General features: G+C 41.0%; 18 protein-coding genes and 6 pseudogenes. 12 read left to right on the forward strand and 12 right to left on the reverse strand.

From position 1 onward, the window contains the following. Positions 1–245 precede the first annotated feature (245 nt). Positions 246–749, reverse strand: a pseudogene (locus Xvie_RS26720) (Thoeris anti-defense Tad2 family protein); the annotation flags it as partial. A 363-nt stretch (positions 750–1,112) separates the two neighbouring features. Then, positions 1,113–2,108: an IS110 family RNA-guided transposase gene (locus tag Xvie_RS18720; RefSeq protein WP_086110657.1), complete on the reverse strand. Its 996-nt coding sequence runs from the start codon at positions 2,106–2,108 to the stop codon at positions 1,113–1,115. A gap of 174 nt (positions 2,109–2,282) precedes the next feature. On the opposite strand from Xvie_RS18720, the gene Xvie_RS18725 reads away from it, so the two are divergent. The 3 genes from Xvie_RS18725 to Xvie_RS18735 all read left to right on the forward strand — a co-directional run bounded on the left by Xvie_RS18725 (position 2,283) and on the right by Xvie_RS18735 (position 4,674). Then, a complete protein-coding gene (locus Xvie_RS18725; protein ID WP_086110658.1) occupies positions 2,283–3,167 on the forward strand; it encodes an IS982 family transposase in 885 nt (294 codons plus the stop codon). A gap of 728 nt (positions 3,168–3,895) precedes the next feature. Further along, positions 3,896–4,309 (forward strand): hypothetical protein, encoded by a 414-nt coding sequence (locus Xvie_RS18730; protein ID WP_086110659.1) that lies wholly within the window; start codon positions 3,896–3,898, stop codon positions 4,307–4,309. A 14-nt stretch (positions 4,310–4,323) separates the two neighbouring features. After that, positions 4,324–4,674, forward strand: a complete 351-nt coding sequence (locus tag Xvie_RS18735; protein WP_244175734.1) for a DUF3969 family protein — start codon at positions 4,324–4,326, stop codon at positions 4,672–4,674. Positions 4,675–4,943: 269 nt separating this feature from the next. Here Xvie_RS18735 and Xvie_RS18740 read toward each other — a convergent pair whose 3' ends face one another. From Xvie_RS18740 to Xvie_RS18750, 3 genes are all read right to left on the reverse strand, one after another. After that, positions 4,944–5,282 carry an antiterminator Q family protein gene (locus Xvie_RS18740; protein WP_086110660.1) on the reverse strand — a complete coding sequence of 113 codons (339 nt, stop codon included), beginning with the start codon at positions 5,280–5,282 and terminating at the stop codon, positions 4,944–4,946. Positions 5,283–5,362: 80 nt separating this feature from the next. After that, on the reverse strand, positions 5,363–5,776 hold the full coding sequence (locus tag Xvie_RS18745; protein ID WP_086110661.1) for an IS3 family transposase: 414 nt from the start codon (positions 5,774–5,776) through the stop codon (positions 5,363–5,365). Continuing rightward, positions 5,773–5,994: a transposase gene (locus tag Xvie_RS18750; protein WP_086110662.1), complete on the reverse strand. Its 222-nt coding sequence runs from the start codon at positions 5,992–5,994 to the stop codon at positions 5,773–5,775. Before Xvie_RS18750 ends, Xvie_RS18745 begins: the two co-directional genes overlap by 4 nt. A 268-nt stretch (positions 5,995–6,262) precedes the next feature. Here Xvie_RS18750 and Xvie_RS18755 point away from each other — a divergent pair, with 268 nt between their 5' ends. Further along, positions 6,263–7,021 carry an alpha/beta fold hydrolase gene (locus Xvie_RS18755; RefSeq protein ID WP_086110663.1) on the forward strand — a complete coding sequence of 253 codons (759 nt, stop codon included), beginning with the start codon at positions 6,263–6,265 and terminating at the stop codon, positions 7,019–7,021. Between the two features lie 359 nt (positions 7,022–7,380). On the opposite strand, the gene Xvie_RS18760 is transcribed toward Xvie_RS18755, so the two are convergent. Continuing rightward, positions 7,381–8,274, reverse strand: coding sequence for a LysR substrate-binding domain-containing protein (locus Xvie_RS18760; protein ID WP_086110664.1), 894 nt, complete (start codon positions 8,272–8,274; stop codon positions 7,381–7,383). 214 nt (positions 8,275–8,488) lie between these two features. Beyond that, positions 8,489–9,295 (reverse strand): 2,5-didehydrogluconate reductase DkgB, encoded by an 807-nt coding sequence (gene dkgB, locus Xvie_RS18765; protein ID WP_086110665.1) that lies wholly within the window; start codon positions 9,293–9,295, stop codon positions 8,489–8,491. A gap of 355 nt (positions 9,296–9,650) precedes the next feature. On the opposite strand from dkgB, the pseudogene Xvie_RS18770 reads away from it, so the two are divergent. Further along, positions 9,651–10,249, forward strand: a pseudogene (locus Xvie_RS18770) (GDP-mannose pyrophosphatase). Positions 10,250–10,362: 113 nt separating this feature from the next. On the opposite strand, the gene Xvie_RS18775 reads toward Xvie_RS18770, so the two are convergent. Then, complete coding sequence (locus tag Xvie_RS18775) at positions 10,363–10,644, reverse strand: LCI fold-containing protein (protein WP_086110666.1); 282 nt, start codon at positions 10,642–10,644, stop codon at positions 10,363–10,365. A 284-nt stretch (positions 10,645–10,928) separates the two neighbouring features. Further along, positions 10,929–11,219: a hypothetical protein gene (locus Xvie_RS18780; protein WP_086110667.1), complete on the reverse strand. Its 291-nt coding sequence runs from the start codon at positions 11,217–11,219 to the stop codon at positions 10,929–10,931. Between the two features lie 377 nt (positions 11,220–11,596). Between Xvie_RS18780 and Xvie_RS18785 the strand changes: the two genes are divergently transcribed. From Xvie_RS18785 to Xvie_RS18800, 4 genes are read left to right on the forward strand one after another with little or no spacing between them, the layout of a single operon-like run. Beyond that, on the forward strand, positions 11,597–12,334 hold the full coding sequence (locus Xvie_RS18785) for an ABC transporter ATP-binding protein (RefSeq protein WP_086110674.1): 738 nt from the start codon (positions 11,597–11,599) through the stop codon (positions 12,332–12,334). Further along, a complete protein-coding gene (locus Xvie_RS18790; RefSeq protein ID WP_086110668.1) occupies positions 12,327–13,541 on the forward strand; it encodes an ABC transporter permease in 1,215 nt (404 codons plus the stop codon). Before Xvie_RS18785 ends, Xvie_RS18790 begins: the two co-directional genes overlap by 8 nt. Further along, a complete protein-coding gene (locus tag Xvie_RS18795) occupies positions 13,534–14,997 on the forward strand; it encodes a TolC family protein (protein WP_086110669.1) in 1,464 nt (487 codons plus the stop codon). The genes Xvie_RS18790 and Xvie_RS18795 overlap by 8 nt, the downstream gene beginning before the upstream one ends. Further along, on the forward strand, positions 14,990–16,243 hold the full coding sequence (locus tag Xvie_RS18800) for an HlyD family secretion protein (RefSeq protein WP_086110670.1): 1,254 nt from the start codon (positions 14,990–14,992) through the stop codon (positions 16,241–16,243). Before Xvie_RS18795 ends, Xvie_RS18800 begins: the two co-directional genes overlap by 8 nt. 145 nt (positions 16,244–16,388) lie before the next feature. On the opposite strand, the pseudogene Xvie_RS18805 reads toward Xvie_RS18800, so the two are convergent. Continuing rightward, positions 16,389–17,489: pseudogene (locus tag Xvie_RS18805) on the reverse strand (alkene reductase). Between the two features lie 119 nt (positions 17,490–17,608). Continuing rightward, positions 17,609–18,700, reverse strand: a complete 1,092-nt coding sequence (locus Xvie_RS18810) for an NAD(P)/FAD-dependent oxidoreductase (RefSeq protein ID WP_086110671.1) — start codon at positions 18,698–18,700, stop codon at positions 17,609–17,611. A 159-nt stretch (positions 18,701–18,859) separates the two neighbouring features. Here Xvie_RS18810 and Xvie_RS18815 point away from each other — a divergent pair. Together Xvie_RS18815 and Xvie_RS23410 are read left to right on the forward strand one after the other, a co-directional pair. Next, positions 18,860–19,111: pseudogene (locus tag Xvie_RS18815) on the forward strand (DUF188 domain-containing protein); the annotation flags it as partial. Positions 19,112–19,430: 319 nt separating this feature from the next. After that, positions 19,431–19,616: pseudogene (locus Xvie_RS23410) on the forward strand (ISNCY family transposase); the annotation flags it as partial. Here Xvie_RS23410 and Xvie_RS18825 read toward each other — a convergent pair. Next, positions 19,604–20,071: an NUDIX hydrolase gene (locus tag Xvie_RS18825; RefSeq protein WP_086110672.1), complete on the reverse strand. Its 468-nt coding sequence runs from the start codon at positions 20,069–20,071 to the stop codon at positions 19,604–19,606. The pseudogene Xvie_RS23410 and the gene Xvie_RS18825 sit on opposite strands and share 13 nt — an antisense overlap. Positions 20,072–20,454: 383 nt before the next feature. On the opposite strand from Xvie_RS18825, the pseudogene Xvie_RS18830 reads away from it, so the two are divergent. Next, positions 20,455–21,013, forward strand: a pseudogene (locus Xvie_RS18830) (IS6 family transposase); the annotation flags it as partial. Positions 21,014–21,342: the final 329 nt, after the last annotated feature.

A 21,342-nucleotide genomic window follows, 5' to 3' on the forward strand; every position in this document is an offset into this window, starting at 1 on the left:
AGACTGGAGACGGCGGCATCAATACCGGGCGCAACTATGTCACTATCGCCGCCGGGGAGATCATCGGCTTACAGCGCAATTACGGCTGTAGTACTAGTACTACAGCCGTAATCATCCCAAAATTAACGTGTTATCTGATAATCAATAAACTGAGAAACCGTATCATTTCAAGCTGTTCTACGGGCATATTTCCGATTGAGAAAAACAAATACGGCTGTAGTACTAATCCAACCACTCTCCCCATTAATCCATGCGAAATATGAAAAATTCGTAATATCAGTTTTATTTTGGAATTTAGTCAAGATACCGAAGGAGCCTTCATGGTCAGGCCCGGATGCAAATTCATCGTCAGCAAGATATCCCCAATCCTGCTCTATTTTAGAATATCTGCCAACTCCTATTTCAAGAGCAAAAGACAGCATGCAATTATCTGGCTTTGACTCTGATTCCAGCAATTTTCAATCACAAGCTATTAAATCTTCTTGGGTTGGTATCCAACGAGACCAGTACCCATCTTTATCACTCTTCTCAATATAAGCAGCCCCATCATCCGCACTGCCATCTTCTGATTTGTGAGCAAGGCGCATGTGTTCTATAGGGGTATTCCAACCAGTACGATGTACTTGCTTTCCTAAATACACCAGGCTCAGCGCCCATGCGAAAGAGCCTACTGGTACAGCAATATTGTCATTGTCAATATTATATTGGTCAGGATCAAACGGACATTGTTTATTATCTAGCTTATTAATTTAAGACATAAATCCCTCACTTAATTAACCTAAGCTTCGTATATGGTCTTCCCCAGTATTGCAAGAGGGCTTCTCAGGCAAAAGAACAAGGTAGCTTACGTATATCCGGCCTACTGGTGAAGTGGCATGACTTCTGGCCTTGATGAGGCATTCGCACGCTCCGTCCTTAACGCTTAAACGGCTGGCTTTTATCGCCTAAAATCTCAACAGGTTTTCGGGGCGTCGGTTTGACCTGTTTTTCATCATCTTCGCTTTCTTAACAATGCATGACTTTTGGGAATATCTTCAATTGCTATAACGCCAGTCGGATATAACTTTGCATTAACCGTTTTCCAGACTACTTCTCTTAGGAATATAGATTTTTTATCGGGAAATAATGGCCCAAGCAATACGTGTCAACTTATTGGCCAGTGCAACAACAGTACGGTTAAACCCTCTTTTTTCTCGCAGTCGATTAATCCAAAGGCTCAACGCATCTGTTTTATTGGCAGCCCGGCTAACCACGGAGCGTGCTCCCTGGATTAGCATGGCTCTGATATAACTGTCACCACATTTTGTAATACTCAGCAATATCTGCCGGCCTCCCGTGCTAAATTGCCGGGGAACCAGTCCCAGGGCCGCTGATGCATCGCGTCCCCGTCTAAATTGTTGCCCATCCCCTATCCAAACTTTGAATAACTGACTTACTAGGGGACCAAATCCGGGAATGGTTTGGAGCCGTTGACAAACTGTATTTTTCTTTACCTGTATTCTCAATTTACTGTCATACCAGATTAGTTCTTGTTCTAAGGCCACGAAACGTGCATATTGACGCTGCATCAGTATTTTTAACTTTGGCGTCAGAGCAGGATCACCGTCTTCCAACAAGCTCGGTAAAAGATGATGCAGAGCAGAGGCACCTTGTTTCAAAATAATGCCATAATCAGCCAGCAATCCGCGGATATGATTGATCAGCTGCGTCTTTTCTTCTACCACCCGTCGCCGCATTTTCAGAAAAGTTTGCTCATCTTGCTGTTCAAGGCTTTTTACTCTCACCGAACGGATCGTACCATGCTGGCAGGCTTCAGCAATTGCCTGGGCATCATTATAGTCATTCTTTTGCTTACGCCGATAAGCTTTAACATGTTGAGCAGGGAGAATTAACACCTGGTGTCCGAGTGCCTGGATTTCCCTTGCCCAATAGTGAGCCGAGTCACAGGCTTCCAACGCGACGATGGCCACGGTTTGCTGAGCCAACCATCTCAGCAGTTCACCACGGGATAATCGTTTCTTCCCTGCCGGGTTGCCTTCCTTATCAAGAGTAAAAAGATAAAAATGTGTTTTTGCCAGATCGATTCCAATAATTTTTCCTTTGTTCATGATCTTGCCCTCTTTAATGAAGTTGAGCAGGAAAATAGGCGCTCTTATTCTGGCACAGAGCGCTATTGTTGAGGAGGGGAAGACCGTCTCATCGCTTAAGAGAAGGGAACTAAAGTACCTGAGGCACGATCAAAGTTTTTGCTAAAGAAAACAAAATCGTGGAGATCCTCAAGCATGTATAATTTAGAAGAACTTTACTGCTGCGTCGATGACTTTTACCAAAAATTTATCCCTCTCTGGCATCAACAACTCATTGAAAATGGATTACGCAAACGGCACCGCAAAGCGTCCCTTTCTCTCAGTGAAGTCATGATGATCCTCATTTTATTTCATATGAGTCATTATCGTGATTTTAAAACATTTTATATTAAACATGTAAAACAATATCTTACAGCCGATTTTCCCAGATTAGTCAGTTATACGCGTATCTTCACCCTGAAGAAAAGGGCACTGATCCCTTTATGTGCTTTTCTTTCATCACGTAAGGCGCACACTCAAGGAATTGCTTTTATTGATTCCACCAAAATTGCTGTTTGTCACAATCTTCGCATACCCCGCCACCGGGTATTTGAAGGGATAGCGCAACGAGCTAAAACGAGTACAGGTTGGTTTTATGGCTTTAAACTTCATTTGGTTATCAATGATTGCGGTGAATTGTTAGCCGTGAAACTCACCGCAGGAAACCAGGATGATCGTCAGCCAGTCAGCGCGCTGACAAAAGGACTCACAGGATGTTTGTATGGTGATAAAGGGTATTTATCCCAGGCTTTATGCGATGAGTTGGAAGCGGAAGGCGTCACGTTAATCACCCATGTCCGGAGTAACATGAAAGCCAAAGCCTTATCTTTCTGGGATAGGTTGATGTTAAGACGCCGATTTTTGATAGAAACGGTCGTCGACCAGCTCAAAAATATTTCTCAGATAGAGCATTCAAGGCACCGCAGTCAGCTCGGTTTTTTGCTGGAAATTGCTGCCGGTCTTATTGCTTATACATTCCAACCTAAAAAACCGAGCTTGAATCTACGGGATAATGAAATCGCTATCTTTAAACGAAGCTGAGGTTAATTATTTATTAATAAAGGTAATTTCATCCTACTGCTAAATTGCCAGTTAATCTTCCTTAAGCCGGACTCTTATCTCAATTGAATAACCATTAACAGAATTAATACGCCTCAAAATAGGGTGACGTATTATAAAATCTGTCTATTGGTCGAGTGTGTGGTTCACTGAGTTGTAAATTTGAAGTTTGGTGCTAATACATGCCATGTCAGCCATTAGTCAGACAGTAACTATTGTCTGAGAACGGGGAACATGGGCTTATCTATGGGGATCAATAAGTTGACCATACCACTCAAAATCACAGATAATACTTTGATTTAACATTGATATTGATGATGTCCTACCCCGATCAGTTATCCGATCTTTCCGGTGAGTTGAGCCTCATTTCGTAAGGCTGACGGTTAGAGACGTCGCTCTAATACCAGATGCAAGATAACATTGTCACCATGACAATGTGTTTTGCGTTCTTGAAATATTCATCTGAATCCCGGACTCTGGCGGGGATTTTGAACTACCGAGGATTCTTAGGTAGTTGGATTGTAAATTTCAATAATAATATAATTTTTATTAATCTAATTTATTTATATTTTATCCAAAGCAAATCGATTCTGGTTTTAATTCCGTTTAATTGAGTATTTATATAATGCCTCATATTACACCAAAGTCATTCTAATTCTGTTGTGAGAATACCTATAACCAACTTATTTATATTGAGGATATTTAGCATCATGAATCGATTCGCAAAAGTTTTATTTAGCCTTATATTAGTATCACTTCCCTTTTCTGGGCACAGCTTTCAAGCATCAGATACGACGACAAACACATATCAAATCTCACCCACTAAAATAGGCTGGTTTGGTGATTCAAGTGATCTTAAGCACTTTTACCCATCAATCAAGGATGCGCCAAATTATCCAGTAGGGTTTAAGAACGCCAGAAATGGAGTAACTAAAAACACCGTTAAAAAGAAATACTTATTGGATAAATTAAGAAAAAAAGCACCCGGAAAATGGTATAAAATCTATAGGGATGGCCGGGTTGACAAAAAACACGTGTCTATTCATTATTTTGCTCACCAAAGTGGTAGTCCAGTATTTGATGTGAAAGTTGTAAGTGGCTGGAGTAACCCACAAAGTTCGTGACTGGAGTAATAAACATGAGAAATATGAGGCTTAATTATAACATTCAAGATAAACACGCAGAGAAGTTTATTAGCTTTTTAATCTTGGGGGTGCTGCATTCTCTTGATAAAGGACTAATATCTATTGAAGAGGCAGAAGGATTTATATTTATGCCATCCACTTGTGCTCCCTTGAAAGAAATAAAAGCATCTGACGCATTAATTGATATTATTGAAACAGGATGTCAGCTTGAAGATGTAGAAAGTTTACTGCCTGAAAAGCTGTCAGAATGTGTTAACAAAATGATAGAAGATACGCTATCAGTTATCAAAAATAATAAGGAAATTGGAAGATTAGTAAAAAAAAGAATCAAAGTAATCGGTTAGGTAGAAGATACATTACCCAGACTATATTATTTTTGTTTAAATGCGATCTGACCAATCACCCGTTTTGTTTATCAATTTCAAAGCGGGTGACTACCATCTTTTAAAATCTGAATTCCGGGCATAAAAAACCCCGCCGCGGCGAGGTCTGAAAATTCAATAAGCTGTTTGACATTGCTATGATTCTTATCACAATATACTGACTTTTGTAATTACGCAACCTGATTAATGATTTCTTTTTGTCCGCATTGATCCCGCTCCAAAATCACCCCTTATACCGCCAGCACACCGTCAATAAATCCCTCTGCCGTCTGTAACCGTTTTGCCACTTCATTATGGGATATGCCTAATTTGTTTCCCATCGCTCTCAGCGCAAAGGCTTTCACATAGTGCATGATGATCAACTGAAAGTAATAAGGGCTGTGCTTCTTCAATCGCAGAACGGCAGCATCAATCGCAATCCCATCATCATCACAACATTGGGCGCGGGTCTTTCTGGTACTGGGAACCAGACCGTTAAATCCTGCCGCAATGGGCGACCAGTCAACATCACTGTTCCCCTCACTGGCCCATGCACTCCACTGGTTGAGTATTATCCGCATATCACGCATTCGTACACTCCCCCACCAGATTAAGAATAATCCTGTCGGTCAGCTCACGATATTTAACGCCGGTGGAATATGAAATGGCCTTAAAAAAGTGTCCGGTTTTTCTTGAGCAGAACATCTCCTGCCGAGCGATAACGGTGAGCCCCCGCTTGGCGGCTTTGCAGACCACATTCCTGCATTAACCGTCTGGCCTTCCAGCGGCCAATGGACCGGCCTTCATTGGTCAGTAGGTGGCTCAATGTGCGACTGCTTATCACACCCCGACTTTGGTTATACAGTTCACGAACCCGGATGCGCCACTGCAGACGCTCCGTGTTGACAGGGCGTTGCCGCCAGTCATAATAGACACTGCGTGACACCTGAACTATCTGACATAATTCGGTAATCGGCCACCGGGTGCTCAGCGAATAGCAGCACTGCGCATCTCGCTCATCAGCACAGCCGCCTGCTTTAAGATGTCTTTTTCCATTTCCAGGCGTTTCACCTGCTTTTCTCATGCCTGTATCTGGCGTTGTTCGGGCGTCAGTGCCTTGCCGACAGGCGTTATTCCCTGTATTTCAGCCTGGTACTGGCGAATCCATTTTCCCAGCGTGCTGTCATTGATCCCCAAGGAACGGGCGACATCGACAACCCGTTGTTGATGAAGAACAACCTGTTGAACCGCTTCCCGCTTAAATTCAGCGGAATAGTGGCGTTTAGTGAGTTTCAATTTCATCGTCACACCTCATTGTCATGTCAATAACATTAGCAAGCTTTTGAAGTGTCCGAGATCCTTATACCACTACAGTTGTCCTGTGGTGAGCTGAATAGGTTCAAGAGCTAGGGTGTGTTCACACTAAATTCAGTTTCATTGGATTATCACTGGAGAGATGAAACTTAACGATAGACAATATAAGCAGTTGTTTCCATACTTAGTTCAAAATGTTTTCTGACACTTAAATCATGAAAGGCGAGGTATTTCAGTGAAGTCTTACTATGGCGATATGATTGATGAAGGTACTGGGAAAATTATTGTAATGGTGCATGGCACCATGATGGATAAAACCATGTTCCTGCCGCAAATAGAAGCTTTAAAGGCAAGCTATCGTGTGATCGCCTATGACCAGAGAGCGCGCACATCCGCTTATGATATACCTTATGATCTGAAAAATCTGGCCGATGATTGCCTCACCTTGCTTGATAATTTGAAAATAAAAAAATGCGTGATATTGGGCATGTCCATGGGAGGCTATATGGCTACCGAATTCATTCACCATTTTCCAGATCGGGTAGAGGCTCTTGTTATGGTAGGTTCCCAAATAGGCGCTTACTCCCAGCATGAACAGCAGATTTTCATGCAAGAGTTTATCAAATTCAACCATGAAGGTTTGGTATCACGGGAATTGGCTGAAGATACTGCTTCATTTATCTTTAGTTCTTATGCACATAAAAACAACCCTGAGCTTATAGAAAATACAGTTGAAAGCTGGTCAAAATTGCCTGCTCGTTCAGTCTTGCGAGAAGCGCAAAGCTGGCTTGGTAAACAGGATTATACGAAAACTGCTCGTAATTTTGATAAGCCTGTTTTGGTTATTCATGGTGAAGATGATAAGGCGCTTCCTGCAATAGTAAAGACAAATGCTATGAAAAATGCGTTTCCAGATGTTGAGATCATTTGCATTCCTAACACTGGACATGTTGTCAATCTTGAAGCACCGGAAGAAACAAATAAAGCACTGCGTCATTTTTTGGAGCGCCTGTAATTTAAATTACAAAATGTCGCAATACAAAATATGAATGCAACAAAATACAATTGTAATTTTTATTACATATAGTATTTATATTTCCAACTCACTCTGCTGAATATTCCGTCTATATTGTTATTACAATTTTCTTGTGCTATTTCATTAACATTTTCGGTCACGTACTTTCTTCCTCAAGACAGAGTTCAAGAGATACTAAAAAAACATAATGTACTCAATAGAACCTGAAATGTATTAGTTCAGATATATGAAACAGAAGGAACTTTGAAAGAGTAACTGATACCTTCTTGCAGAAGGTGCGCAAATTACGTGTCTTTCTTTTTATATATGTTTATATATGTTTTTCTATAATTTTTAATTTAATTAAAGCTTAGGCTGTGGTTTTTAATAAAATCGATAAAACAACGTAAACGTGGAGAGAGCGTTTGGTTACGGTAATAAACCGCGTTAATCGGCTGTTTTTGTTCAAAAGTGATGTGAGTCAGTACCTGTTTAAACTCCCCGTTTTCTCGCATTTCATGCGTCATAAAATCAGATAAACATGCTATACCCACGCCTTTTCGAACCATATTGCACAATATTTCACCGCTGCTTGCAGCAACCGTCGGCGTGATTTTAAACCCCTTTTTATCATCGTGGTATAGCGGCCACTCGTTGAGACTTTCTGGTGCGGTAAATCCGAGCAAACAGTGTTGTTGTAATTCATCAACCGTTTTGGGTTCGCCATAACGCTGCAAATAGAGAGGACTCGCCAGAATACGTAACTGACTATGACCCAGTAATGTCGCGTGCAGGGAAGAATCTGTCAGTGAACCAATACGAAAGGCAATGTCAGTGTGCTTTTCCAGCAAGTTGGTCACACCTTCGTAATTGGTCAGTTCCAGAGCTATCTGCGGATAGATTTCATGAAATTGGGCAACCAGTGGTGTAACGACGTGAAGCAGAAAGGGGGTAGAAGCATCGACCCGTAGGATGCCGGACGGAATGGTTTTGTGGTTTATCAGAACTTCTTCCGCCTCTTGTGCAAGCCTCATAACTTCACGCGCTTTTTGCAAAAATGCGGCGCCTTCTTCGCTCAGTTTTATCCGTCGGGTAGTACGGTATAACAGCGTGCTATCCATTTTCTCTTCGAGACGTAATAAAGCTCGGCTGGTCGCTGAGATAGTCAGATCCAGTTGCTCAGCAGCAGCGGTTATTGAACCGCAGTTCACCACAGCAATAAACACTCGCATTTCTTCCAGTGTAATTTTCATTTTTGCATTTTATTCAATTATTTTTCTCAGATTATCGACTGTCTATGCAAAGATCAACTTGGCATAATGACTCTCGTTTCAGCGAAGTAACGCCGCTGTTAAAAATATGAGGAAATATTCGCTAAAAAGTAATGCCGGTCGCCATAAAGAGCCGGCATTTTGTTGTTTGTAGGGCAGAGAAAAGTCTGATAAAAGAGGAAGGGTAACAATGATATTACTCATCCCAAACAGGGGCTAATCCATCCGGGTTGACTTTGCGTCCGTTACGTTCAAGATTATAAATCTTAGCCATATCATCACTATCAAGCTCAAGTTTTTGAGCGAGCAGGTTACTGGCCAAATTTTCCCGTTTTGTTGATGATGGAATGACCGAATAACCAAGCTTAATCGCCCAAGCTAATGCAACTTGTGCGGTTGTTGCATTGTGTTTATTAGCAATATCTATTAAAGCTGAGTCTTGTAAAACCTTTCCATAAGCCAGTGTCATATATGATGTAACATGAATATTCTGGGATTTCAGAAACTCAGTTATCTTACGACCTTGTAAATAAGGACTTAATTCAATTTGATTGGTCGCTATAATATTATCACCAACTATATCAATGGCTTGCTTTGTTAACTCAATATTGAAGTTGGATATACCTATCTGCTTTGTCAAACTTTGCTCTTTTGCTTCCATCAAGCCTTCCATGTATTCCCTGAGAGAAACATTTCCATCAGGAGCAGGCCAGTGAATTAAAGTCAAATCGACATAATCTGTTTTTAGTTTATTCAGGCTTTCTTTAAGGCTGGGAACCAACTTGCCTTTAGAATAGTTATCAACCCAGATTTTAGTTGTTAAAAATAAATCCTCTCTGTTGACATTGCTCTGTGAAATCGCCAAGCCTACTTCTGACTCATTATCATAGATTTGTGCAGTATCGACTGCTCTGTAACCCAATTCTAACGCGTTAGTGACAGAATCAATGACTGTTTGTCCTGACAATCTGAAAGTACCAACGCCGAAGGAAGGTATACTCATAAATCACCTATATTCAATGTATTGCTGAGAGATGAAAAGCCAATAGTATATAACCAGCTATTTCAGAATTTATGTGATTATCAACAAAATAAATGGATTTGATAAGCGGATTTTACGCAAATGAAATTTGATTTTTTGTAAACAATACCGCCTTGTTATCGTCAAAAGACAGGTAATATACTTCATCAGAATAGTCTTGAACCCAAAATTCGGTTTACCAACCGATGAGTTGAGAATATCTATTAAAATGACACTCACTGATAAGTTGAGGAAAAAGAAATAATCTGATGGTTGAAGTGTAGAAAATTGTGCATGATACTTTGCTTTTAGTCACATAATAAAAGAAGCGTAAAACGTGAAAAAAGACCAACCAAGAATACGTAATATCCGAGAATAGCTATTATCAAACAATTGGTATACTCTCAAAAAGTATACGTTTGAATTTTTACGCAGAGACGGTACATGCAAGAACTGAACCGAGAGTCTTACGATCGAGGTAATGGTGCAGTCGTCCTTTTATACAATAAAGCCAAAAACACCGTAGTTTTAACGACTCAATTCCGTTTTCCCATATACATCACGGATCATTCTGGGTTCTTAATTGAGGCCGCGGTTGGATTGTTGGACAATGCTTTTCCTGAAGCAAGAATAATTGCTGAGGCAGAAGAAGAAACAGGATTTCAGATAACCCAAGTAGAAAAGGTTTTTGAAGCCTATATGAGTCCAGGCTCTGTGACTGAAAAACTCTATTTCTTCATCGCTGAATATTCTGATCATAACCGTCGCAGTATGGGAGGAGGGTTAGCAGACGAAGGAGAGGATATCGAAGTGCTCGAATGGTCATTTGAGAAAGCTTTGGAAGCCATAAAAACAGGCGAAATAGTGGATGGGAAAACCATTATGTTACTTCAATATCTTGCCTTAAACTCAATTTTGGCCGTTGGAAAAGACTGAGCAATAAACGACAAAAAATCGGCATAGAGTGTTTGATCTTAAAACGTTGTGAAATGAAATAACTTTCAACCAAATAAGCCTCTGATAAGAGGCTTTTCGGTAGAATTTTACTATTATTTTCTACCTTCGTATTTAGCAACATAAACATTCATTCCGCAATTATATAATTTCTTAGAGCCTTTCAAATACCATTTAATTCCATTTTCATTACGTACATTAAGAAAAACAATACCCTCTTTAACAAGATATTTAGTATATAAGCCATTGTTATATTCTTCAGGAGAGTTATAACAGTTGTGCCAGGGGATAGTTACGTTTGCCGATGCAGCCCCAATTCCTCCGGTTAATGTAATACCTGCTGACAATACCGTACCAACTAATAGTTTTTTTAACATAAAGACTTTCCTTTAATAACTTTTAAATTAGCGGTTTAATTATATGATTTATCAAGTAATTCATTGATAATGTGCGCTAAATGTAAGTCATCTCCAGATGGTTTTACAATTACAAAATTTAAAAACCATTATATTTTATCTGAATTTATGAAAGTCAGTTAAAACAGAATAATAAGGGGGAATAGAAAATATTATTATTCATGAAAAAGGGAAAACCTCGTTAAAAATAACGAGGTTTGTTAGCACGCTGAAAACCCTATAACAAGAGGGTTTACGGTAAAGTTTTAACTTGCCACACCTCTATACTGAGCGACAAAAGCGAGAGTTCCATTATATGTACAAGAGAAAGAAGGTCCTTGAAAATACCATTTAATATTTTTCCCGACATCAGGTTCATACCGAGTAAATACATTAGCGAAATTATTATAAGGATTAACAACTTGTCTTATATACTCATTGCCTGCTTGGTGTACTTTCTGATCTGGACATTTTGGTTGTACTTGTGCTGATGCAGTTCCTATTGTTAATGAAATACTTGCTGCTAATGCTCCAACCGTTAATAATTTCTTAAACATAAAATTACTCCTTTGATTATTTTGAAATTTCAGTGTATCGCTGATGAAATCATATATAGCAATACAAGTTAAAACTAAATCATTGCAAAATAACATTACAATTTTAAAATTTAGCAACGTTCTACATATTTAATTCTGGATTACAAACCTAATTTCCTCTATCATAATTTATGAAAAATCATCATGATGCTATTATTAACACAAATTAAGTAATTTATTTTTAATTTAAAATAAATATAGCATAACAATATAAATTCAAGACGAAAAAATTATTATTTGATTGTTAACTATTTAGTGTTAAAAAATCGGTGATTTTAATAAAAAGGCTATTATCTTTGATAAAGAACAGTGTCAAAGCGGGAGATATTATAAAAACAATGGATCCTATAAATTCTATTCAGCCTACAGTATCGATGCCACCTGTTATCAATATGCAAGGATTAACCCGTGTTTATCAACATGGAGAAGAGAGCCCAATACCCGTTCTGAAAAATATCTCAGCACAAATTTTTGCCGGCCAAAGTTGTGCAATTGTCGGAACATCGGGGTCAGGTAAAAGCACCTTACTGAATATCCTCGGTTTGTTGGATAAACCCACTTCCGGGGAATATTTTCTTTGTGGCATTGATATGTCAACAGCCAATGCTGATCTTCGTGCCAAAATGCGCAATAAAGAAATTGGTTTTGTTTTTCAAAGTTTTCATTTATTGGCCAGAATGACAGCAACAGAAAACGTCGCTCTGCCACTTCTTTACCGCGGTATTTCTACCTCACTGGCCTATAAAATAGCCAGAGAAAAACTGCATTTGGTGGGTCTTTCACACCGTGCCGTGCATTATCCGGCTGACTTATCCGGCGGGCAGCGACAGCGAGTGGCGCTCGCCAGAGCATTGGTTGGGGAACCCTCGTTACTACTGGCTGATGAACCTACTGGTAATTTGGATCAACAAACCGCAGAAGAGATTTTAGTGTTACTTTCTTCTCTTCATACAGACAATGCGATGACGCTAGTCGTAATAACCCATGACTCTATGGTTGCGAACCATATGCAGCGTGAATTACGGATGATTGATGGTCAGTTGCATGAAACCAGAGGTATGGCAATTCATGTCTGATAATCATAATCGTCAGTCCGGTAACTATGGCATGTCGGTGTTAATGATATGGAGAGAGGCCTGGCGTAACCTAATGGCAACAGGAAGAAGTACTCTGCTTGCTTTATCGGGTATTGCTATTGGTTGCGCATCTGTTGTGGCATTTGTTAATACCGGGCATAACGCCACACTGGCTGCATTGAAAATGTTCAGCGGGCTTGATATCAACGTTATTACAGTAAATATGAACTCTTATAATCATGGAGTTGATAGTGCATCAATTAAAATGGTCGACCTGACAACGGCTATTCCCAGTTTATCTTCAGCAGCACCGTGGATCTATTCTTCTTCTCCCGGGCGCTATAACGGGAAAACAGAAACAATTACCATAATAGGCTCCTCTGCGGAACTTGAAGAAGTCATGCAATTGCGACTTCGTTATGGCCGATTTATTTCTGATTATGATCAGCACTCTCCTTATCTGGTCATTGGCAATGAAGTCGCCGTTAACCTTGGTGAAGGGGATTCCTCCCGTGTACTTGGCAAGCAGATTCAGCTTGGCAATTATTTATACACAGTAATTGGCATCTTTGATGTAAAAGGGCAAAACCCCATTTTTCCTTTTTCTCTGGATTCGGTGGTGATTGCCCCTATCAATGCCATGCGTAAAATATCATCCAATACTGATCTGAATGGCATTATTGCTCGCACTATAACAACCGCCACCACTGAATCCGATGCGAAGGATTTATTGACGTTACTTAAGCGTAAATTCCCAGCGGTTGACATTGATGTTCGGGTCGCACAGCAACTGTTGAAAGGGCAGACAGGACAAAGCAAGACCTTTTCTTTTATGTTGATCGGGTTGGCAGGCATTTCGCTACTCACCGGTGGCATTGCAATTTCAAATGTCATGCTGATGAATGTTTCAGCCCGACGAAAAGAGATTGGATTGCGTATGGCTTTAGGCGCAAGACCTCAGGATATCCAGCGACTTTTCTTGTATGAAGCAGCCGTACTGACTTTTTCCGGTGCAATACTTGGCACACTAGCAGGTATCATCGTTTCCATTCTTTTCGTATTTTATTCTGGTTGGTCATTTTCTCTGGCACCTTTATCCATTCCTTTAGGGATAGGAAGTTCAATTGTGGCAGGGCTTATCTCCGGCTTGCATCCCGCACATAAAGCTTCACAAATGGAACCCGTACAGGCATTACGTGATGATTAAAAAATATTTCCTTTATGGTTCTCTGACCCTATTTTTCCTTGTTCCACAAACAGGGATCGCTGTATCTGAACAGGAACAGTTAGTTTCATCAGCACCTGATTACAGTCTGCGGGGGGAAGCTTCAAGAGAGGCAATAAGCCTGTCGTTAAGTGACGCAATATCGCTTGGTTTAAGGAATAACTACGCGATACGCAGTGTTTATCTGGATCGTATCGCCCAGAAATTTGATTTACGAGTAGCAGAAGATCGATTTACACCAAAGCTACAGCTAAGCGGGCGTTACGTTACCGGGAAAAATCAGGATGCAAATTTCAGGAAAACCAATCTTTCTCCTAATGCTACATTACTCACACCTTTGGGAACGCGTTTTGCACTTTCCTGGACGCGTGAAGACAATAGGTTGGGGATAAAAAATCTTCACAATGATGGTGCCAGCATTACTGTGATACAGCCTCTTTTACGCGGAGCAGGAACCGATGTTAATAATGCCCCTATTTTACTGGCCAAGCTCCGGGAACAAACCAACCGGCTGAATTTAAAAGCCACCATTTCCAATTCAATCACACAAATTATTCTGGCATACCATGCGTTACTCCGTGCTCAGGAACAACATTCATTATCCATTGCTTCATTGAAACGAATGCAGAAATTAGTAAATACAAACAAAGAGTTGATTAATGCAGGCAGAATGGCACAGACAGATATTATACAAACGCAGGCTGATCTGGCAATGCAGGAGCTTTCAGCAAAAGGGGCCGAAAATAATGTGCACGCTACAAAGCTGGCATTACTTAAATTACTCGCTCTCAACCTCAAAACCTCCATCTATGCTACAGATACGCTAAAAGGTATTCACGTAAGTCTAAATGTTGAACAATCCATTAAAAAGGCACAGTCTCAGCAGCCGGAGTACCTTACCCAGTTACTTTCTGCCAAGATCGCAGATATTCAATTATTGCAGGCCCGAGATAACCGACTTTGGGATTTATCACTGGTTGGCGGTACATCCCAGTATCGTTCATCATCTTCTGAAACCCGAAACTGGGAAAATTACGTAGGTGTACAGTTGGATATTCCAATTGGTGATATGACAAAAAAACAAGTGGAAGTGCAGGCCAGAGTGGATGTCCAGAAGCAAACGTTACACTTGGAGGAAGCAAAAATAAATCTGGAACAAAAAGTCATCAATGCTATCCGTGATACAGAATCACGCTGGCAGGAATATCAATTAGCGATAAAAGCCAGCTCACTTTCTCAAAAGAAACTCGAAATTGAACAGGAAAAATTACAGGCTGGAAGATCCAGCAACTTTCAGGTTCTGAGTTTTGAAACTGACCTGAGGAATGCTGAAGATGCACGTCTGAATACACTTATTCAATACCTCAATGCTCAGGCTGAACTGGATCAAATTCTTGGTACGACACTGGAAAGCTGGGAGATAACGATCAATGAATAAACCTTCAATGACTAAACGTTATCGATGGGCCATTGCTGGCATACTTGTCGCCGTGACGACCTGTTTTGTTGTCTTTCTGTCCTCAAAAAAACCGCCAGATCAGGAATCAGTGCAGTGGATTGAGGTAAAACATAGCCTGATAGAGAAACAGTTAGGTCTGGTAGGCAAGTTGCAATCCGGTCGTCTTGAAACTATACCCGCACCATTTGATGCAATTATCAAACAAGTTTTGGTTAAAGAAGGGCAACGGGTAAACGCTGGTCAAGCATTAGTGACACTTGATACCCGAAAGCTTGATATTGAGCTTCGACAAGCGCAAGTTGAAATGATCAAGGCCTCATCTGTCGTTGACCAATTGCATGATTGGGAAAACAGTCAGGAAGTTATCCGAGCCAGAAGAAACGTCGAAAATGCAAACCATATGGTTATGGAATTGAAAGATAATCTCGCAAAAACACGGGTTCTTTTCTCACGGGGCATTATTCCACGAATGGAAGTGGAAACCCTTGAGCAGCAACTTCGCCGACAACTTACGGAACTCGCTTCCATACAGGATGATCTCGTATCCACTCGACAAAAAGGAAGTGTTAATAATGTACGTGTTGCAGAAATGGAGCTTCAGAATGCAACAAGCCGCTATCAAGCACTACAAACACAATATTCACATAAAGAAATCAAGGCACCCTTTTCGGGTGTCGTGCTTAGGGCATCACAGGGAGAAAATGGGAAACTCTTAACGCTTCAAACTGGCGTTCGGGTTACCGAAGGAATGCCCTTACTGGAAGTGATGGACACAACACAGTATCAGGTATTGGCACAGGTTGAAGAAGTCGATCTCGCTAAACTCAAAGAAGGGCAGGGAGTAAAAATTAGTGGGGAGGGTTTTTCTGATCACGCTCTGAATGGGGAAATTGAAACCATTGCGATGCAAAGTGTGAATACGGACAAACCAGGATCGGCGATTTATTATGATGTTGTGATTAAAGTGACTTCATCCATGAATCAGAGTTACCTCATCAGACCCGGTATGAGTGCTAAGGTCAATATTGTTATTTATCGTAATGAACAGGGAGTTGTTATTCCAGAAAAAGCATTAATTCACGATAGCAATGGGCAATTAACAGTAAATTGGCGACCGGATTTAAAGCGTCAGGCTGTGCCTCGCCACGTCACTGTTGGGGAAGCAATGCCGGAAGGTATGGAAGTTCATGGACTGGAAGAAGGATTTATTGCACTGCCTCGTTGAAAACGATAATTCAAGAGATATAAACACCTTCCTGCGGGAATTCCTAAGTGGCAACGCAGAATTTACTTCCCACTCTAGGAGAGTGGGAAAATATCCATCTGGTTTCTACAATCTATTAGTTTCTAAAAGCATTGGTTTCTAAAAGCTATTGGCTTATAGCCAAATAATCGGTATAACCTTCCTCATTGCCACCGAAGAATTTCTCTCTTATCGGCTGGTTTAGTTCTAACCCATTAGCAAGACGATAGGGTAAATCTGGGTTAGCAATAAAAGAACGACCAAATCCGATCAGATCCGCCCAGCCTTAGTCAGAGCCTCTTCAGCACGTTCCAATGTGTATTTTCCAGAATATATCATCGCGCCGTGATAAAGGATACGGAACGCTTCTTTGAAGGCAACGGGCATGACAGGAGCATCTCCCCAGTCAGCTTCAGCAATATGAATATAAGTTGCACCGATATCATTCAGTATACTTGCGGCAGCCAGATAAGTTGCTTCAGGCGTATCATCTTTTTAACCCATCAGGGTTGTGAGTGGAGCCAGACGAACATCCAGCTTATCTTTCCCTATGGCAGCGGCGACTGACGTAGCGACGTCTCTCAAGAAACGCAAACGATTTTCTAAAGTTCCACCATACTCGTCATCCCGCAGGTTAGTCTGAGAATCAATAAACTGATTAATAAGATAACCATTAGCTGCATGAAGCTCTACGCCATCAAAACCTGCTGCAATCGCATTATTTGCCGCTTGAACATAATCATTTACGATATTTGGAATTTCATCGAGAGTCAGCGCTCGTGGCTGCGAGTGTTGTACCATTTCACCGGTACCATGTTCAGGCCCACGGCCTTTCACATCCACAAAAACTTTTACCCCTTTCGCTTGAAGGGCAGGAGAAGAAACAGGTGCAGAATTATTAGGCTGGAGAACAGTATGTGAAACACGTCCCACATGCCATAATTGAGCAAAGATTTTTCCACCTGCCATATGCACCGTATCTGTTACTTCTTTCCATGCTATTACATGTTCAGGTTTATAAATACCTGGCGTCTAGGCATATCCTTGTCCCTGTTGGCTGATTTGTGTATCTTCGCTGATTCAATCCTGCACTGGCGCGTTGTGCATAATATTCAGCCATCAAATCAGTAGCTACATCGCCTGTTCCCGCCCGCGAACGGGTCATTGGAGGCATAACAATACGATTAGATAACGACAGACCATTCAGAGAATAACGTTCAAAAAGCATAACATCCTCATTTTTCGTTCATTTTGATTTACGTATATGGGCTATTATGCTTCTCAAACTTTCGCTAAAAAGACTGATTAGTACAAAAGACTTTTGCTGTAAATGTGAAAATGTTCGAGTCAACTCTTTGCAGCAAAGCGTGTTAGCCGATAAGGGCTTAACTCAGCTTGTTCTGTGCCATTTATTATTTCTTCCCGCACCAGTCGGCATATCAGTGGTGCAAGTGTAATTGCCGCATGCATACTGATCATATATAAACCAAGATAATCAGACACCTTTCCGACGATGGGCATTTCATCTTCAGGAATCGGACGCATACCAACAGAAGCCTTTTCTAAACATAGACTGGTGCTGCCTATAAAAGCTTTCTTTATGACAGTTAAGGCATTTTTTGCAATACATATAGCACTGTGTTCAGGTATATCGCTCAAATAATCTTCTGCTGCAAGCAAAGTCGTTCCTGATATCGGACGTACTTCCATATCAGGGGTTGAGATAATGTGGTGCACAAAAGGGGTTTCAGCCTGATGTTGATACTGGGCGATGATAGAAGGGGAAGCAGATAAGGGGAGCTGTTCACCCAATTTTTCCATCAGAGAAATTGTACCGACACCGGCAGTGAGAACAACCTGATCGGCGCAGATGACACCCTGCGATGTAGTAACTCCGAGAATCTGTTTGCCATTATGGTTAATGGCAGTCACTTCCATTTCCGTCAAGTAAGTGACACCATTGCTCAGGGCTTCCTGCAAAAGCACTTGTGTTGCATGAAGGGGATCAACGGCACCTTCTTCCGTAGCAAAAGCAGCAAGTTCCGGAAGAGTTGTAAGCTGAGGTTCCAGTGCCTGAAGTTCGGTTTTTGTCAGGGCTTTGATATTAAAACCCGATTCACTATAAGCATCGATAAATTCACGAGTGGCAGATTCAGTTTCCTGCCAGCTGATAGCACCTGACCAATTTACATTCAATTTTCCGTTTGTCTGTTTATCGAGATAATGCCACTCCTTGAGTGCCTGTTGCCTAAGCTTACTGTAAGCATCCGGTCTGCCATAAGAGACATTAAGCCATGCAAAGGCCTGTTTAGTCACTCCGTTACCAGCCAATCCTTTATCAATAAGGATAACGTCTCCCTTATGGTGATTGGATAAGTACCATGCCAGTGTTGTACCTACAAAACCTGCACCAACAATGATGATTTTATTATTTTTCATCGTGTTTATTGCTCCTACATTGATAAGAGCAATAGATACTTTTTTCACATTTCATACAGGCTTGGTTCATTAACGCAACCTCACTTATTGAGTTGAAGATGATTTTTAGCTTATTAAATGGCTAAAGTGAAGCAGGAAACTCATAATGTAAAGCTACATGTTCAGTTTGCCGCTGAAGTGATTGAAAAAGGTGCAATAGCACTCAATCCACACGGTGAACGTTATAGTGAAGCGACAATACGTGAACGCCTGAATATGCGTGATTTTATGGATACGATGCGAGCGAGTGGAATCCAAACGGGAGGGCCGGCTCTTTTAAACCAACGTGATCGCCAGCGGTTCGCAAATGAACTAGATAAATGGTTATTGAAACAAAGAAGTATCTTGAAAGGAAGTGTGACTATTCAATGAATCAGTGAACAAAAAACACGATTGTTATTAAAAGGATTATAGGTTCTATCTGTAACGCGGCGATTAACTGCATGCTTTGATGTTTTCATGACTGAAGCTTTTTGGGAAGTTTCAGTCTCCGACAATATGATAACGATTCATTATGCTAAGTTATTAAATTTCTAACACGTAAAAGAGCAAGAGCCAAGCAGGGGAAAAGAAGCCAATTGACTGAAAAAGTCTATCTGATGATAGTTAATTTGAATGCCATTAAATTTAACATGATATACATTTATGCGATCATAAGTTGTAATAGCAAAGTTGTAATGTCCGCTCTGGGGATAATAACCGCTCACAAAGCATTCCTGCTGGTGATGGTTCATCACGTAAGTGTAAAAAGCCGATGGAAAAGAAATCCCAACGTTCTTTAAATAATGACGATATGATTGAAGCATTAGTCACGTTTCAATCTCGCTCAGAAGAAATATTTGGAAGAAAGATTCAGGAGCCCTGTCATGGCTCCTGAAGGATATTGTTTTTTACCGCGGTAGAAAATATTTCTGGTATATTATTGGGATAAACAGTCTCCAACGTATTGATAAGTTGGTCTATTTCCCACCAATGATGGTGTTTAATAACTGATTTTTCATTTTCAGTCCATTCAGTAGTGTTGATATCTTCTTTATCAAACTTTACGATATAAAAATGTTCTTTTGCTAAAACAGCCTCTCCACTAGGGAGAATCATTTCAAATGTTCTTTGAGCAACGCATTGTCCAACATTATCTTTTCGGATACCTGTTTCTTCACGAAGTTCTCTAATAGCGGCTTGTTCAAAAGACTCTCCTTTTTTAACGCCTCCTCCAGGCGTAGCCCAATATGACTGACCGGCTAATGCATCGTCATTATGTACAAAATTAAACAATAATACTCGATTAGACGGGCTAATGATCAGCAAACGCGCTGAACAGCGAATACGCATATCTTATTTCCTTTTAGCTATAAATGGAGGATTAGCTTAAATGATAACAGCAACATTGTTGTAATATTTTATCTGTATTCACCTATTACTTACAGTTAACAGCTTGTGGGCATTTTAAACTTGCAATAACATTCTCATCCTGTTTTTCCTAAAGCAAAAAAACCTAATGCCCCAATGTGGTACTAATCAAAACGGAGCATAGTGACAGCGTCATCTTGCTTTTCTTTTGCTCCATGATCGGTGATTGAGTCATGGTATCTTAACTAATTCCTTTAGCTAAGTCTGGTCAAGTTAGGTTTCTTTCGACGGTGCAAGCCAAGAAAGGTTCTGTTGCATTAAGGAAAGAGCAGGTAATATGCGATCTTTTACAGAGTGAGTTGCCCGTGTCTTTAATTCGAAAAGCCTTCAAGCGCTTGCATTATCCTATCGAGATCATTGCTCAGTGTGTTCGCAGGTACCTTGCTTACGCCCTGAGTCTGCGCAATCTCGAAGAGATGATGGAAGAACGCGGCATTGAGGTCGACCATTCCACGCTGTATCGCTGAGTTATCCGACTGACGCCATTACTGGATAAGGCATTCCGTCGGCACAAACGTCCTACAGGGCGGCGCTGGCGCATGGATGAAACCTACATCAAAATCAAAGGACAGTGGAAATATTTGTACCGGGCGGTCGATACGGCAGGGCAGACTGCTGACAGCCAGACGGGATACCGCAGCCGCGTTGCGCTTCTTTCGCAAGGCGATTCGCCATCATGCTAAGCCTGAGGTCGTGACCATTGATAAAAGTGGGGCGAACACCGCCGCACTGGCTACGCTCAACGCCGATAAACCCGAAGAAGAAACCATCACCATGAGGCAGAGCAAATACCTCAATAATCTCATTGAGCAAGATCATCGAAACATTAAACGTCGGATACGGCCGATGTTAGGCTTTAGGACCTAGACGATTTTAGCGGGGATAGAACTCGTTTCAATGTTGCGTAAAGGACAATACTTATAACCAGAAGGTTAGTATTACACAAATAAACTCATGACGGCACTATCTAGTACTACAGCCGTATTTGTTTTTCTCAATCGGAAATATGCCCGTAGAACAGCTTGAAATGATACGGTTTCTCAGTTTATTGATTATCAGATAACACGTTAATTTTGGGATGATTACGGCTGTAGTACTAGTACTACAGCCGTAATTGCGCTGTAAGCCGATGATCTCCCCGGCGGCGATAGTGACATAGTTGCGCCCGGTATTGATGCCGCCGTCTCCAGTCT

This window comes from Xenorhabdus vietnamensis, assembly GCF_002127535.1.
Classification (GTDB): Bacteria; Pseudomonadota; Gammaproteobacteria; order Enterobacterales; family Enterobacteriaceae; genus Xenorhabdus; species Xenorhabdus vietnamensis.